Below are 15,643 nucleotides of genomic sequence, written 5' to 3'. Positions count from 1 at the left end.
CCATGGTCACTCGAGTGCTGGTCGCCAACCGCGGCGAGATCGCCCGGCGGGTGTTCGCCACCTGCCGGCGGCTGGGCCTGGGCACCGTCGCCGTCTACACCGACCCCGACGCCGCCGCACCGCACGTGGCCGAGGCCGACGCGCGGGTGCGGCTCGAAAAGACCAACGACTATCTGAACGCCGAGGCGATCATCGCCGCCGCCCGCGCCGCGGGCGCCGACGCGGTGCATCCCGGCTACGGGTTCCTCTCGGAGAACGCCGATTTCGCGGCGGCCGTGCAGCAGGCGGGCCTGACCTGGGTCGGGCCGCCGGAGGACGCGGTGCGGGCGATGGGCTCCAAGATCGAGTCCAAGAAACTGATGGCCGCGACCGGTGTTCCGGTGCTCGACGAACTCGATCCCGACACGGTCACCGAGGACCAGCTGCCCGTGCTGGTCAAGGCCTCCGCGGGCGGCGGCGGCCGCGGGATGCGGGTTGTCCACGAATTGGCTTCCCTCGCGGGCGAAGTGGAGGCGGCGCGGCGTGAGGCGCAGTCGGCGTTCGGTGACCCGACCGTGTTCTGCGAGCGCTACCTGCCCACCGGGCATCACATCGAGGTTCAGGTCATGGCCGACACCCACGGCACCGTCTGGGCCGTGGGGGAACGGGAATGCTCGATCCAGCGCCGCCACCAGAAGATCATCGAGGAGGCCCCGTCCCCGCTGGTCGAGCGCACCCCCGGCATGCGGGCCAAGCTGTTCGACGCGGCCCGGCTGGCGGCCGGCGCGATCGGCTACACCGGCGCCGGGACGGTGGAATTCCTCGCCGACCCAAATTCTCAAGACGGCGAGTTCTACTTCCTGGAGATGAACACCCGCCTGCAGGTCGAGCACCCGGTGACCGAAGAGACCACGGGACTCGACCTGGTCGAGCTGCAGCTCATGGTTGCCGACGGTGGCCGGCTCGCTGCCGAACCCCCTGCCGCCCGGGGTCATTCGATCGAGGCCCGGCTGTACGCGGAAGACCCCGCCCGCGGCTGGCAGCCCCAGGCCGGCGTGCTGCACGCGATCGACGTGCCGGCGGTTCGAACCGAGTTCGGCTCGCTGGGCCGGCGGACCGGGATCCGGCTGGACTCCGGGATCGTTGACGGATTCACCGTGTCGATCCATTACGACCCGATGCTGGCGAAGGTCATCTCGTACGCCCCGACGCGTCGGCAGTCGGCGCTGGTCCTCGCCGACGCCCTGGCCCGCGCCCGCCTGCACGGCGTGCGCACCAACCGTGAGTTGCTGGTCAACGTGCTGCGACACCCCGCGTTCCTTGACGGCGCCACCGACACAGCGTTTTTCGACACGCATGGGCTGGACAAGTTGTCGGCACCGCTGGCCGACGCCGCTGTCGTCCGGTTGTCCGCGATCGCGGCCGCGCTGGCCGACGCCGCCCATAACCGCGCGGCCGCACCCGTCCTCGGCCCGGTCCCCAGCGGGTGGCGAAACCTGGCGTCCGGATACCAGGTCAAGGAATACCGCGACCGCGAGGGGAACGAGCACCGCGTCGCATACCGCTTCGCCCGCAACGGATTGGTCCTGGCCGACCCCACCGAGCCGGTGCACCTGATCTCGTCCGCGCCGGACGAGGTCGTACTGGCCGACGGTGACGGGGTGGCGTGCAGCTTCGCGGTCGCCCGGCACGGTGACGACGTCTACGTCGACTCGGCGCGCGGACCCGTTCACCTGGTCGCGCTGCCACGGTTCCCGGAGCCGGGTTCGACCCTCGAAAAGGGTTCCCTGGTGGCGCCCATGCCCGGCAACGTCATCCGCCTCGCCGCCGCAGTCGGCGACAACGTCGCCGCCGGGCAGCCACTGATCTGGCTGGAGGCGATGAAGATGGAGCACACCATCACCGCACCCTCCGACGGCGTGCTCGTCGAGCTCAACGTCGAAACCGGTCAGCAGGTCGAAGTGGGCGCCGTCCTGGCACGAGTGGAAGCGCCGCAAGCAGAAGGAGATTCCTAGATGACCGACACCAGCTTCATTGAGAGCGAGGAGCGGCAGGCCCTGCGCAAGTCGGTGGCCGCGTGGGCCGCCAACTACGGCAGCGAGTACTACCTCAAGAAGGCACGCGCGCACCAGCACACCGACGAATTATGGTCCGAGGCAGGCAAACTCGGCTTCCTCGGGGTGAACCTGCCCGAGGAGTACGGCGGCGGCGGCGCCGGCATGTACGAGCTGTCACTGGTGATGGAGGAGATGGCGGCGGCGGGCAGCGCGTTGCTGCTGATGGTCGTGTCGCCGGCGATCAACGGCACCATCATCAGCAAGTTCGGCACCGAAGAGCAGAAGAAGCGCTGGATTCCCGGCATCGCCGACGGAACGCTGACCATGGCCTTCGCCATCACCGAGCCGGACGCCGGCTCCAACTCACACAAGATCACCACCACCGCCCGGCGCGACGGCGGCGACTGGATCCTCAAGGGGCAGAAGGTCTACATCTCCGGCATCGACCAGGCGCAGGCCGTCCTGGTCGTCGGCCGCGCTTTCAAAGAGACGGGGGCCAAGGCCGAATCACTGCGCCCGGCACTGTTCGTGGTGCCCACCGATGCCCCCGGATTCTCCTATACGCCAATCGAAATGGAGCTGATCAGCCCCGAGCGGCAGTTCCAGGTCTTCCTCGACGATGTCCGGCTCCCGGCTGACGCGCTGGTCGGTTCCGAGGACGCCGCGATCGCGCAGCTCTTCGCGGGCCTGAACCCCGAGCGAATCATGGGCGCCGCCAGCTCGGTCGGGATGGGACGGTTCGCCCTCGACAGGGCCGCCGACTACGTCAAGACCCGCCAGGTGTGGGGCACGCCGATCGGTGCGCACCAAGGACTCTCGCACCCGTTGGCGCAGTGCCACATCGAGGTGCAACTGGCCAAGCTGATGATGCAGAAGGCCGCCACGCTTTACGACAGCGGCGACGACGCGGGCGCGGCCGAGGCCGCCAACATGGCCAAATACGCTGCGGCCGAAGCGGCTACCCGTTCGGTCGACCAGGCGGTGCAGTCGATGGGCGGCAACGGGCTGACCAAGGAGTACGGTGTCGCGGCCATGCTCGCCTCGGCCAGGCTCGGGCGGATCGCCCCGGTGAGCCGGGAAATGGTGCTCAACTTCGTGGCGCAGACGTCGCTGGGCCTGCCCCGAAGCTACTGATGGAAACGCTGGTCGAATACGCGGGGCCCGCCGATACCGGCGGCCCGTTCGCGCGGCTGACGCTGGACTCGCCCCACAACCGCAATGCGCTCTCGACCGCGCTCGTCGAGCAGTTGCATCAAGGGCTGCGCGACGCCGCGGCGGACCCGGCCGTGCGCGCAGTGGTGCTGGGGCATACGGGCAACACCTTCTGCGCCGGTGCGGATCTCAGTGAGGCCGGCGCGGGTGATCCACGTGGCGATCGCGAGCGCAACGAAGCCGAGCGCGGGGGGCACCTCCCGCTTGCGGGGGACGGGTCGCCACCAACGGCATACGACATGGCCGTCGCCCGGGCCCGCGAGATGACCGTGGTGATGCGGGCCATCGTCTCCTCGCCGCTGCCGGTGATCGCCGCCATCGACGGGCATGTTCGCGCGGGCGGGTTCGGCTTGGTCGGTGCCTGTGACATCGCCGTCGCCGGCCCGCGCAGCACCTTCGCCCTGACCGAGGCCCGGATCGGCGTTGCCCCGGCGATCATTTCGCTGACGCTGTTGCCGAAACTGGCGCCGCGGGCCGCGGCGCGCTACTACCTGACCGGCGAGACATTCGACGCCCGCGTAGCGGCGGACATCGGACTGATCACCATGGCAGCCGAGGACGTCGACGCCGCGGTGGCGCAGCTGCTCGCCGATGTGGGCCGCGGTTCGCCCCAGGGACTGGCGGCCTCCAAGGCGCTGACCACTGCGGCGGTGCTGGAAGGATTCGACCGCGACGCCGAGCGGCTCGCCGAGGAATCGGCCCGGCTCTTCGTCTCCGACGAAGCCCGCGAGGGCATGATGGCGTTTCTGCAAAAGCGCGCCCCGAGCTGGACGAGTTAGCCAGGTGTCAAACAAACGCCGCCGGCCGAACCGTCCGGCGCGGGCCAAGGTTGCAGTTTGACCAATCCTCTTGCGGCGATAGCCGGACGTCGTAGGCTCGTGGGTGATGAGCAACTCTGCGCAACGCGACGCGAAGGACACGCGCGGCGAATCGTCGCGCGCGGCCGACACTGATCGCATCCAGCTCGCGCAGTTGCTGGCGTACGCGGCCGAGCAGGGCCGGCTGCAGATGAAGGACTACGAAGACCGCCTGACCAGGGCCTATGCAGCGACGACGTACGAGGAACTGGACCAGTTGCGCGCCGATCTGCCGGGTTCGCCGATCAACCCGCGCCGGGGCGGCAAGCCCAACCCGGCGCCGTCCACGCTGCTGCTGGCTCTGTTGAGCGGCTTCGAGCGGCGGGGCCGGTGGAACGTGCCCAAGAAGCTGACCACCTTCGCCTTGTGGGGCAACGGCGTGGTGGATCTGCGCTACGCCGACTTCACCTCGACCGAGGTCGACATCCACGCGATGTCGATCATGGGCGCGACAAAGATTTTGCTGCCGCCCGAAGTGAACGTCGAGATTCACGGCCGCGGCGTGATGGGCAACTTCGACCGCAGCGTCCTGGGCCAGGGCACCCCCGGCGCGCCCAAGGTGAACATTCGCGGCTTCTCGCTGTGGGGCGCCGTCGGCATCGTTCGCAAGGCCCGCCGCCCCCGCGGCCAGCGTCAGCCGGGCACGTAGTCGAACTTGTCGGGGTTAGGCCCGTTCCGACCCGCTTCACCCTTGTCCAGGGCTGAGATCGCGTCCATGTCGGAGTCATCTAACTCGAAGTCGAAAAGCTCGAAGTTCTCTTTGACCCGTTCCGGGGTCACCGACTTGGGGAACACGATGTCGCCGCGCTGAATGTGCCAGCGCAACACCACCTGCGCCGCCGATTTGCCCTGCCCCTCGGCGACACGGTTGATCACCGGATCGTCGAGCACCTTGCCCTGCGCGATCGGTGCCCACGCCTCGGTGGCGATGCCGTGCTCGCGCCCGTACGCGCGGACCTCTTTGTTCCCGAAGTACGGATGAAGCTCGATCTGGTTGACCGACGGCACGGTGTCGGTTTCGTTGGCGAGCCGCTCCAGGTGTGCGACTTGGAAATTCGAGACGCCGATGCTGCGGGCGCGCCCGTCGCGGGCGAACTCTTCGAAGACCTTCCAGGTCGAGACGAAGTCACCGTCGTAGAGGGTGGGCAGCGGCCAGTGAATGAGAAACAGGTCGACGTAGTCGGAGTCCAGGGCCTTCAGCGTTTCGTCGAAGGCACGGCGCGCGTCGTCGGGTTTGTGAAAGCCGTTGTTGAGCTTGCTGGTGACGAACACGTCGGCACGATCGAGACCGGCGTCGCGGATGCCTTGCGCGACTTGCTTTTCGTTGCCGTACATCTCGGCGGTGTCGATGTGCCGGTATCCGATTTCGAGCGCGGTCTTGACCGCCGCCGCGGTCTCGTTGGGCTTGATCTGGAACACGCCGAAGCCGAGCTGCGGAATGCGGACACCGTCGTTGAGTTCGATCGTTGGAACCTTGCTCATGCATCTCCTCCTTCTCGGTCCCTGTACCCGCTCGAGCGAGCACCTATCCCTTGACCGACGACGGGCTAGCGGCGGCGGGACCGGAGGTAGTCGCCCACCACGGCGGCGCCCAGGCCGTCGAGATCGGGCACCACGACACGTCCCTCGACGCGCCGCGCGACCTGATCGATGAAGCGGGCCAGCCCGGGGTCGCTGCCCAACCGGAAGATGGTGATCTGCGCACCGAGGCGGGCCATGTCGTCGAAGCCGCGCACGGTGTGGGCGATGGTCCGCGGGTGCGGCGGGTAGTCGAAGAACACGGTCGTGCCGTCGCCGTCGAAGTCCTCCAGGTGAGCGGTGGGCTCACCGTCGGTCACCACCAGCACGACGGGCTGCGCGTTGGGATGCCGCCGCAGGTGTCGGCCGGCCAAGGCCAGCGCGTGATGTAGGTTGGTGCCCTGCTCGTAGACGCCCTCGAGGCCGGTGAGCTCCGCGGCGGTCACCGTCCGGGCGTATCGGCCGAAGGCGATGATCTGCAAGGCGTCCGAACGAAATCGGGTGCACACCAAGTGGTTTAGCGCGAGCGCCGTCTGCTTCATGGGCAGCCAGCGATTCTCCATCACCATCGAGAACGAGGTGTCGACCAGCAGCGCGACCGCGGCCTGGGTGCGCGTCTCGGTCTCGGAGACCTCGACGTCGTCGACGGTGATCTTCAGCGATCCGGCGGTGCCGTCCAGCGTGGCCGTTCCCGCTTGCCGCAGCACCGCATTGGTCAGCGTGCGGGAGATGTTCCACGGCTCGGTGTCACCGAACTGCCAGGGCCGGGTGGCGCCGGTGAGTTCGCCGGCCGCCCCCGCGCGCCGATGGTCCCGTTCGCCGCGCCGGCCGGAAAGCTGTTGTGCCACATCGCGTAGCGCCGTCTCACCGAGCCGGCGCATGGCCTTCGGCGAGAGCCGCCACTGGCCGTCGGACCCCCGGTCCAGAAACCCCTGATTGACCAGTGCGCGTTCCAATTCGGCGAGTGTGCGGGCGTCGACGGCGGCCTGGTCGCCGAGTTGGCGCGCCAGCGCGTCCAGGTCGACGTCGTCCATGGTGGCGCCCGGATAGCTTTGCGAGAGCTGCTCGGCCAGCTGCTCGAGCTCGGCGACGTCGGCCAGCGCCTGGGTGCCCTCGCCCATCCCGAGCGGGTTGTCACCGGAGAACTGCTCGGACCCCGTCCAGTCCTCCCCCGGCCGGGCGGCCTGTAGATGCGCGTCCAGCCGGTTGAGCGCCTGCATCAGCGAAGGTGATCCGAATGCCTGCTGCGCCAAGGCATCCAGCTCGGCGCGCTGGTCCGGGCTCAGGCTGTTGCGGAAGCGTTGCGCGGCGGCGGCGCGCTTGGCAAGGGAGTCCAACAGCTCGTCGACGTTGCGCGGGTTCTCCGGGAAGAACTCGCCGTGCTTGTTCATGAAGTCTTGGAAGTCCTGCTGGGTGTCCTCACCGCGGGCATGCTTGTCCAGCAGCTCGTTGAGATCGTTCAGCATGTCGTTGACGCGCTGGCGATCCTCGTCGGTGGCGCCCTGCAGCGCCTCCTTCATGCCGGCGAACCGCTGGTCCAGCATCTCGCGGCCGAGCAGATCCTTGATCTGGTCGTACTTCTCGCGGGCCTCGTTGCTGCGCCAGTTGTATTCGGAAAGCTCTTGAACGGCCTTGGCCGGCGACGCCGGCAGGGCGTCGAGTTGCAGTTCGCCGAAGCGGGCATCGTCGTCGAGTGCGCGGGCCAGTTCCTTGCGTTCGGCGAGCACGGCCTCGTCGAGCAGCTTCTTGATCTCCTGCAAGGTGCCATCTAAATTGTTGCGGCGCAACAACTCCCGGCGGCGGCGGTTCGCCTCGGCCGCCAGCCGGTCGGCGCCCGGCATGTTCTTGGTGCCACGGCGCAGCAGCTCGGACAGCGCACGGCGCGGCGACGTGCCGGCCATGACGTCCTGCCCGATCTGCTCGAGAGCCTCGCGCAGGTCCACCGGCGGGGCCAGCGGGTCCGGCCCGCCGGTATACGCCGAGTACCGCGACGAATGCCCTCGTGACGATCGCAAGCGCGGCGTAGCCGGGCGCGGCGGGTCGTCACCGTCAAACTCAGCCATAGACGGTTTGACCCTCCCCGGATACCTTGTCGATCCGCTTGGCCAGATACAACGCCTCCAGCGCGAGTTCCAGCGCCGCGGCGCGTTCGCCCTCCGACTGGGCGTTGACCTTGGCGGCGATCTTCTCCACCACGGGCAGGGCGGGAACCGCGGCCAGTACGTCCTTGGCCGACACCCGCTCACCCGTCGTGACCGCCGAACCGCCCTCGACCGCGGACACCAACGACCCGACGTCGATGCCACCGAGCACCCGCGACGCGGTGTCGGCCGTCGCGCGGCGCAGCAGGTGTTCGAGCACGGCCTGCTCGCGGCCCTCCTCACCGGACTCGAATTCCAGCTTGCCGCGCAGGACGTCGATCACCGTGCCGAGGTCGACCACGCGGGCCACCGGATCCGTCTCCCCCAGCACCGCGCCGCGGTGCCGGGCGGCGGCGGCCACGGTTTCGGCCGCGGCGATCGCGAACCGCGCCGACACCCCGGAGCGTTGGTCGACGGAGTTGGACTCGCGCAGATACCGGGCGAACCGGGCGATCACCTGCATCAGGTAATCGGGCACCTGCGCGGACAGGTGCGCCTCCTGGACGATGACACCCACCTCCGCCTCCAGCTCCAGCGGATAGTGGGTGCGAATCTCGGCACCAAACCGGTCTTTGAGCGGCGTGATGATGCGGCCCCGGTTCGTGTAGTCCTCGGGGTTGGCGCTGGCGACCACCAACACGTCCAGCGGCAGGCGCAGCGTGTAGCCACGGACCTGGATGTCGCGCTCCTCCATCACGTTGAGCATCGACACCTGGATGCGCTCGGCGAGGTCGGGAAGCTCGTTGACGGCGACGATGCCGCGGTGTGCGCGGGGGATCAAGCCGTAGGCGATGGTTTCCGGGTCCCCGAGGGTGCGGCCTTCGGCGACCTTGATCGGGTCGATGTCGCCGACGAGGTCCGCGACGCTGGTGTCGGGGGTTGCCAGCTTCTCGGTGTAGCGCTCGCTGCGGTGCTTCCACTCCACCGGCAGGTCGTCGCCCAGGGTGGCGGCCTTGCGGATCGACTCCGGCGTGATCGGCGAGTAGGGATGCTCGCCCAGTTCCGCCCCGGCGATCACGGGTGTCCACTCGTCAAGCAGCCCGGTCAGCGCCCGCAGGAGACGGGTCTTGCCCTGACCACGTTCGCCGAGGAGCACGAAGTCATGTCCGGCGATGAGCGCCCGCTCCAGCTGGGGCAGGACGGTGTCCTCGAAGCCCAGGATTCCCGGCCAAACATCGTCGCCCTCGGCCAATGCGGTCAGCAGGTTTTCCCGAATTTCCTGTTTGACTCCCCGTTCACGATGGCCGGCGGCACGCAGCTCGCCGACGGTGCGGGGCAGATTGCTGGGTGATGGCACCACTCCACGCTACGCGTAGCGGAAAGCCGCCACGCGCTGAGCGTTCAGTGTGCGAAGTGGCGGGCCCCGGTGAGGTACAACGTGACGCCGGCGCTGGCCGCCGCCGCGGTCACCTCCTCGTCACGCACCGACCCGCCGGGGTGCACTATCGCTTTCACCCCGGCCGCGGTCAGCGTCTCGAGCCCGTCGGGGAACGGAAAGAACGCGTCCGATGCGGCCACGGCGCCGCGGACCCGGTCGTCGCCGCGCGCATTCCCTCTTTCAATGGCCAGCCGGGCTGCGTCCACCCGGTTCACCTGTCCCATGCCGACGCCGATGGTCGCGCCGCCGCGGGCGATCACGATGGCGTTCGACTTGACCGCGCGGCATGCCCGCCACGCGAAGACCAGGTCGGTCAGCGTGGCCGGATCGGCCGGTGATCCCGTCGCCAGCGTCCAGTTCGCCGGGTTGTCGCCGTGCGCGTCGAGCTCATCACGCTGCTGCACCAGCAGCCCACCGCTGATCGGCCGCAGCTCGGTGCCGCCGGTCAGCGGCTCGGATGCCAGCAGCACCCGGATGTTCTTCTTGCGCGTCAGGGCTTCCAGGGCCTCCGGCGCGTACGCGGGCGCGACGATGACCTCGGTGAAGATGGTGCTCACATAGTCGGCCATCTCGAGGCTGACTTCGGTGTTCGCCGCGATGACGCCGCCGAAGGCGCTCAGCGGGTCGCATTCGTGCGCCTTGCGGTGCGCGTCGGCCACCGATTCCGACGAGATGGCGATCCCGCAGGGGTTGGCGTGCTTGATGATTGCGACGCAGGTCTGTTCGTGGTCGAAGGCGGCCCGCCAGGCCGCGTCCGCGTCGGTGAAGTTGTTGTAGGACATCTCTTTTCCGTGCAGCTGCTCGGCCTGCGCCAGTCCCGGCCAGGCGCCGGGGTCGCTGTAGAGCGCCGCCTGCTGGTGCGGGTTTTCGCCATAGCGCAGCATCGTCGAGCGGCTCCAGCTGCGCCCCAACCACTTGGGGAACGCCGTCGGCGGGTGCTCGGGCGCCAGCGTCGACTCCATCCAGCCCGCCACGGCGATGTCGTATTCGGCGGTGTGTTGAAACGCCAGCGCCGCCAGCTTTTTGCGCTCGGCGAGGGTGAAGCCGCCGTGGCGTACCGCGGCGAGCACGCCGTCATAGCCGAGCGGGTCGGTGATCACCGCCACGCTGGGGTGGTTCTTCGCGGCCGCGCGGACCATCGACGGCCCGCCGATGTCGATCTGCTCGACGCAGTCGTCGATGCTGGCGCCGGAGTCGACGGTCTCGCTGAACGGGTACAGGTTGACGACGACGAGTTCGAACGCCGCAACGCCCAGTTCTTCGAGCGCCGCGGCGTGTTCGGGCTTGCGGAGATCGGCCAGCAGACCGGCATGCACGCGCGGGTGCAGCGTCTTGACCCGCCCGTCGAGCACCTCGGGAAAGCCGGTCAGCTCCTCTACCCGCGTGACCGGAATCCCTTTCCCGGCAATGGTCTTCGCCGTCGACCCGGTCGAGACGATCTCGACGCCCGCCTCCGCCAGTCCCCGGGCGAGTTCGACCAGCCCGGTCTTGTCGTAGACGCTGATCAGCGCGCGGTGAATCGGCCTCTTCGCCGTCTCCGGCCAGTCGTCGGTGCTCATCGCTCGGTCGCCTTTCGTCCGATCGTCGCTGTTCTCCCGACCAGGGTCAGGCCGCCGGTCGCGATCTCGGCCACCACGTCCACCAGGAGCTTCCGTTCGGTGACCTTGATGCGTTCATGCAGGGTCTCTTCGCTGTCGCCGTCGAGCACCGGGACGGATTGCTGCGCCAGGATCGGCCCGGTGTCCGTCCCGGCGTCCACCAGGTGAACCGTACAACCTGTGACCTTGACACCGTAGGCCAACGCGTCGGCCACGCCGTGCGCACCCGGGAACGCCGGCAACAATGCCGGATGGGTATTGATGATCCGGCCGTAGAAACGTGAAAGGAACTGGGGCCCAAGTATTTTCATGAATCCTGCGGACACCACCAGGTCGGGCGAGTGCGCGGCGGTGGCTTCGGTGACCGCGGCATCCCAGGCGGCGCGGTCCGGGTGATCGCTCAGCCGGGCGGTAAACGTCGGCAGCGCCGCCCTCGCGGCGATCTCGGTGGCCAGGCACTCGCGATCGGCGCCGACCGCGACCACCCGGGCGGGGTAGTCGCCGACGGCGGCGTCGAGCAGGGAGCTCAGCAGCGACCCGGTGCCCGATGCCAGCACCACCACCCGCGCCGGCGCACTCGGGGGCACATGGAGCGGTTCGGCCACAAGCAGAGAGCCTAGTGGGAGCTACTCGCCGGGCTCGCGGTCGGTCGCGGTCGGCTGCGCCTCGTCGGGGGGCGCCGCGGTGTCGCCGTCGCCCACCTCTGCGTCGCCGTCACTGCCCGCTGTGTCATGCGCGGCGAAGTCGTCTGGATCGGCGAAGACGGGCGGCGGTTCGTCGTCCGCTGCGTCGAAGGCGCCGGCAAAGTCCGCCGGTTCTTCGGCAGCGGCGGGCGCGGGCTTGGGCCGCCGGGGCCGGGCCCTGACGCCGCCGCTCATCACGAGCGTGATCCCGCCGACGACCGAGAACCAGAAGAACACCCCGATCAGCAGGGCACCCTGATCGACGCCGACGTCACCGAAGTTTCCCAGCCGGCCGCTGCCGCCGTATGCGAGCAGGCACATCGCCAGCGCCCCGGCGACGGAAGCGACCAGAAGCTTGGCCATTGCCGGAATCAGCGGAAGTGCACGCCGCGCGCATTGCTGCCCGACCGCCACCCCGGACGACGCGCCGATGATGAGCAGGGCCACCCACACCGGGCCGAGCGGCGGGTGGGGGGCCGCGGCCAAGATCGGCAGCGCCGGGATGTCGCCGCCGAAGACGGTGAACGAACTGAACGTCGCGAAACCGAGGTGAGCGCTGGACCCCACCGCCATCGCCGAGGTGCCGACAATGACGTTGGGCGCGTACAACATGGACAGCACCGTCAGGCTGAACTGCCCGAATATCGAATCGGTGATCCCGTAGAGGTCTTGCATCGTCGCCCAATGCACCACCAGCGAAGCCGCCGTGACCATGCCGGAGAGCCCGAGCAACGCCAGCACACCGGCCGACGCGGCCCGCAGGGCATCGCCGAGCCAGAACGGCAGTGACGACGCCGCCAACGCCCGCCGTCCCACCCGGGAGCACACGCCGATCGCGGCGCCGAGGGCATGCACGACGAGCACGCTGGTGAACGCCCGCAGGGCGCTGGGCGTCTGCAGCTCGGTGATGACCGACGACGCGTCGTGGATGACGGCCAGGGCGATCGCCGCGATCAGCAACGGGCCGCCCAGCGCCGAAGCGACCACCCAGCGGACGACCAACCACGAGGAATAGGGAGAGGTGGCCCGCGCCGTGTTGCGTGCAGTGGCCCAGATCATGATCAGCACCGGCAGCAGCGGCATGACGCCCAGTTCGCGGCCGCCGATCGAGATCGGCACCTGGTGCACGCCCAGCCACATGCTGGCGATCGCGCCGAGTGCCCCGGTCATGTCGCTGTTGGCGATCAACAACTGCAACAACGTGACCGCGGCGATGATGACCAAGGCCACCACCGCCGGGCCGAACGCTACCCGGACGAGGTCACGTGCCTGGCGGGCGCCCGCTGGCCGGTTGTCCGCGCCTTCCAACACCCTTTTCACTCTTTGGCGCACATCCCGACTAGGCGCGAGGGCGCACGGTTAGGAGGGCGCTGGACCCGACGACGAAGAGGGCGGCTGCTGCTCCTGGCCGTACGGCTGCTGGCCGCCACCCTGGCTGGAGTAGTTGGGTGCCGAACCCTCGGAGCTCGCGCCGGACGCGGGCGGCGGGCTGAAGCTCGGGAAGCCGGTGGGCGGCGTGGACGGTCCCTGCTGCGCGGTCGCTTGGGGGCCGGACTGCGGCTGGGCACCGAAACCGCCGGTCGGAACCGCGCTTTGGGCCGGCGCCTGACTGGCCGGATAACCGCCGTACTGCGATCCGTACCCGGGGTGCTGCGGCGACTGCTGCTGCCCGGGTTGACCGTAGTAGGGCTGCTGGCCGTACTGCCCGTACTGGCCGTACTGGCCGTACTGGGCGTAGGGGTCGTACTTGGGCCGCGGTGCCGGCGCCGTGATCACGCCCGATTCCAGCAGGAGGACGACGACGGCGGCGATCGCCTCCAGCACGCTGCACGCCACCAGGGGCCACATCGCCCAGCCGATCGCAAAACCGGCGGGCAGGTTGATGGTCTCGGTGATGGCCAGCAGCGCACCCAGCACCGCGATGACCGCGACGACTCCGGTGTAGCTCTTGGCCTTCGGCAGCAGGCTCAGGCCCGCGAGCAGCGCGGCCAGCACCGCGACGATGACCGCGGTACCCGCGTCGCCGGCGCGTCCGCCGACGCCCGGGCCGAGGTCGGCCCCGAGGGTGAACGTCGGCCCGAAGTTCAGCAGAAACACCGCCAGGCCGAACACGACCACCGCGATGTTCAGGTAGAGCGGGAGCTTCGTGGTGCCGTCGTCGTCCTTGGTGAACGACGGTGTGGCGCCTGCGTAGGAGCCCCCGGGTTGTTGTGCGGGCTGATATCCGGGGCTACCGGGCGAGTAGGTCATGGCTCCTCCTGTTGCTTCCAGTGCCTTGAAGTGCCTTTGCGGGCGCCACAGTTGCGTCGCGACGCTGTGCTTGCGGGCGCGCCGTTCCATAAACGCCGTGCCCGGCGGTTGCGTTGCGACGCGGTCGATCAACCACGCTAGCGCACTTCGGAACGCCGGTGCCGTGCCGACCGGCTTGGACGGCTGCGGCGGCGGCTTGCTCAGCGAAGGTAGAACACGTTCTAATTCTCTCCATGGATTACGGGCTTGTGCTTTTTACCAGCGACCGTGGCATCTCGCCGGCGTCGGCCGCGAAGCTTGCCGACGACCACGGCTTCACAACCTTCTACGTGCCAGAGCACACGCACATCCCGATCAAGCGCGAGGCGGCGCACCCGACTACGGGCGACGCGTCGCTGCCCGACGACCGCTACATGCGGACGCTAGACCCATGGGTAAGCCTGGGCGCGGCGTGCGCCGTCACGTCCCGGGTGCGGCTGTCCACCGCGGTGGCGCTGCCCGTCGAACACGACCCGATCACGTTGGCGAAAAGCATTGCCACCCTGGACCATCTGTCCGGCGGACGCGTCAGCCTCGGCGTCGGATTCGGATGGAACACCGACGAGCTCGCCGACCACGGCGTGCCGCCCGGGCGGCGCCGCACCATGCTGCGCGAATACATCGAAGCCATGCGGGAGCTGTGGACCAAAGAGGAAGCGGCCTACGACGGCGAGTTCGTCCAGTTCGGGCCCAGCTGGGCGTGGCCCAAGCCCGTGCAGCCACACATCCCCGTGCTGGTCGGCGCGGCCGGCAACGAGAAGAACTTCAAGTGGATCGCCCGCAGCGCCGACGGCTGGATCACCACCCCGCGCGACTTCGACATCGACGAGCCGGTGAAGTTGCTGCAGGACACCTGGGCGGCCGCCGGCCGCGACGGCGCCCCGCAGATCGTGGCGCTCGACTTCAAGCCGGTCCCCGAGAAGCTGGCGAAGTGGGCCGAGCTGGGCGTGACCGAGGTGCTGTTCGGCCTGCCGGACCGCCCCGAGGACGAGATCGCCGCCTACGTGGAGCGCCTGGCCGGCAAGCTGGCCGCCCTCGTCTGACGCGCGAGCAGACGCAAAATCGCATGCGGCGCCCCGGACCTATGCGAGTTTGCGTCTGCTCACCACTGGGGCGTCAGGCCATCGTGCAGCGGTTGCCGTAGTCGAAGGAGCGCACCCGCACCGAGTGGCCGAGCGGGTCGCCGTCGATCAGCAGCGCGATGAGGTCGTCGTCTTCGGTGGTGGACAGGAACCGGCTGCCGTCATCGAGCCGGCCGACGACGATCCCGGTCGGGCGGCCGTCGTCGCGCCGCACCGTGTACGTCTCGACGGTGCCGACGCCATCGGCCTGCTCAGTCACCGGCACGGTCGGCCAGTCGGCGACCTGCGCCTGCGCCTGCGCGCTGCGGTCCGGCTCCCACTCCGCCGGAGTGGTGGAGTACACGCCGACCGAGTACTTGCTCAGGATGCCCCCGTTGGCGCCTACGAGGCCGAATCCTCCCGGCGCCCTTCGCATTTGCGCGACGGTCTCGGCGACGGCATGCATCGAATAGTTGTTGCCGGCGCCGCCGAAGAACGGCAGCCCCCCGGTCAGGGTGAGGCCGCGTGGATCGTCGGGCGCGATGCCCATGCCGTCGCAGATGTTGAACACCGGCACCGGAAAGCAGCTGTACAGATCGAACGTCGCGATGTCGTCGACGCCGATGCCGGCCATCGCAAGCGCCTCGCGCACCGCCAGCACGTGCGACGGCGCATGCCCAAGATCGGGTCGCTCGAGCAGCGCCTGTTCCTCGATATCGGCGTGGCCGTGCAGGTAGACCCAGTTCTCCTCGGGCACCCCGAGGCGACGCGCCGCGTCGACCGACATCAGTAGCGCGGCCGCGCCCGTGGAGCGCACGGTCGACGAACTGATCACCGTGACCGACCGCAACCGGATGATCGCGGAGCCGT

Annotated in this window: 12 protein-coding genes and 1 pseudogene; 5 read left to right on the top strand and 8 right to left on the bottom strand. The window is 69.1% G+C overall.

Features of this window, described 5'->3' with window-relative positions; all coding sequences use genetic code 11:
• Positions 1-2: 2 nt before the first annotated feature.
• The 4 genes from A5678_RS09780 to A5678_RS09765 all read left to right on the top strand — a co-directional run bounded on the left by A5678_RS09780 (position 3) and on the right by A5678_RS09765 (position 4,754).
• Positions 3-1,994 carry a biotin carboxylase N-terminal domain-containing protein gene (locus A5678_RS09780; protein ID WP_068041366.1) on the top strand — a complete coding sequence of 664 codons (1,992 nt, stop codon included), beginning with the start codon at positions 3-5 and terminating at the stop codon, positions 1,992-1,994.
• Entirely contained in the window at positions 1,995-3,170 is a 1,176-nt protein-coding gene (locus tag A5678_RS09775; protein WP_068041358.1) for an acyl-CoA dehydrogenase family protein, read from the top strand.
• A complete protein-coding gene (locus A5678_RS09770; RefSeq protein WP_068041356.1) occupies positions 3,170-4,027 on the top strand; it encodes an enoyl-CoA hydratase family protein in 858 nt (285 codons plus the stop codon). The genes A5678_RS09775 and A5678_RS09770 overlap by 1 nt, the downstream gene beginning before the upstream one ends.
• A gap of 106 nt (positions 4,028-4,133) precedes the next feature.
• Positions 4,134-4,754: a DUF1707 domain-containing protein gene (locus A5678_RS09765; RefSeq protein ID WP_068041355.1), complete on the top strand. Its 621-nt coding sequence runs from the start codon at positions 4,134-4,136 to the stop codon at positions 4,752-4,754.
• Here the strand turns inward: A5678_RS09765 and A5678_RS09760 are convergent.
• The 7 genes from A5678_RS09760 to A5678_RS09730 form a co-directional block, all read right to left on the bottom strand.
• The gene (locus tag A5678_RS09760) at positions 4,739-5,587 is read right to left on the bottom strand and encodes an aldo/keto reductase (RefSeq protein ID WP_068041353.1); all 849 of its coding nucleotides are present in this window, start codon (positions 5,585-5,587) and stop codon (positions 4,739-4,741) included. The genes A5678_RS09765 and A5678_RS09760 overlap by 16 nt on opposite strands.
• A 65-nt stretch (positions 5,588-5,652) precedes the next feature.
• Complete coding sequence (locus tag A5678_RS09755) at positions 5,653-7,686, bottom strand: VWA domain-containing protein (protein ID WP_068041352.1); 2,034 nt, start codon at positions 7,684-7,686, stop codon at positions 5,653-5,655.
• Positions 7,679-9,064 carry an ATP-binding protein gene (locus A5678_RS09750; RefSeq protein ID WP_068041346.1) on the bottom strand — a complete coding sequence of 462 codons (1,386 nt, stop codon included), beginning with the start codon at positions 9,062-9,064 and terminating at the stop codon, positions 7,679-7,681. The genes A5678_RS09755 and A5678_RS09750 overlap by 8 nt, the downstream gene beginning before the upstream one ends.
• 41 nt (positions 9,065-9,105) lie before the next feature.
• Positions 9,106-10,701 carry a bifunctional phosphoribosylaminoimidazolecarboxamide formyltransferase/IMP cyclohydrolase gene (gene purH, locus A5678_RS09745; protein WP_068041345.1) on the bottom strand — a complete coding sequence of 532 codons (1,596 nt, stop codon included), beginning with the start codon at positions 10,699-10,701 and terminating at the stop codon, positions 9,106-9,108.
• Positions 10,698-11,345: a phosphoribosylglycinamide formyltransferase gene (gene purN, locus A5678_RS09740; RefSeq protein ID WP_068041344.1), complete on the bottom strand. Its 648-nt coding sequence runs from the start codon at positions 11,343-11,345 to the stop codon at positions 10,698-10,700. The genes purH and purN overlap by 4 nt, the downstream gene beginning before the upstream one ends.
• Positions 11,346-11,366: 21 nt before the next feature.
• A complete protein-coding gene (locus tag A5678_RS09735; RefSeq protein ID WP_231983620.1) occupies positions 11,367-12,734 on the bottom strand; it encodes a DUF6350 family protein in 1,368 nt (455 codons plus the stop codon).
• Between the two features lie 48 nt (positions 12,735-12,782).
• The gene (locus A5678_RS09730; RefSeq protein ID WP_068041449.1) at positions 12,783-13,673 is read right to left on the bottom strand and encodes a DUF5336 domain-containing protein; all 891 of its coding nucleotides are present in this window, start codon (positions 13,671-13,673) and stop codon (positions 12,783-12,785) included.
• Between the two features lie 233 nt (positions 13,674-13,906).
• On the opposite strand from A5678_RS09730, the gene A5678_RS09725 reads away from it, so the two are divergent.
• On the top strand, positions 13,907-14,755 hold the full coding sequence (locus A5678_RS09725; protein ID WP_068041343.1) for an LLM class F420-dependent oxidoreductase: 849 nt from the start codon (positions 13,907-13,909) through the stop codon (positions 14,753-14,755).
• A gap of 73 nt (positions 14,756-14,828) precedes the next feature.
• Here the strand turns inward: A5678_RS09725 and A5678_RS09720 are convergent.
• Positions 14,829-15,643 (bottom strand): annotated as a pseudogene (locus tag A5678_RS09720) (acetyl-CoA acetyltransferase); the annotation flags it as partial.

The sequence above is a fragment of the Mycobacterium sp. E2733 genome (assembly GCF_001667585.1).
Taxonomy (GTDB): Bacteria; Actinomycetota; Actinomycetes; order Mycobacteriales; family Mycobacteriaceae; genus Mycobacterium.
The sequence above is the reverse complement of the archived record's forward strand: the minus strand, read 5'-3'. Positions and strand labels throughout refer to the sequence as shown.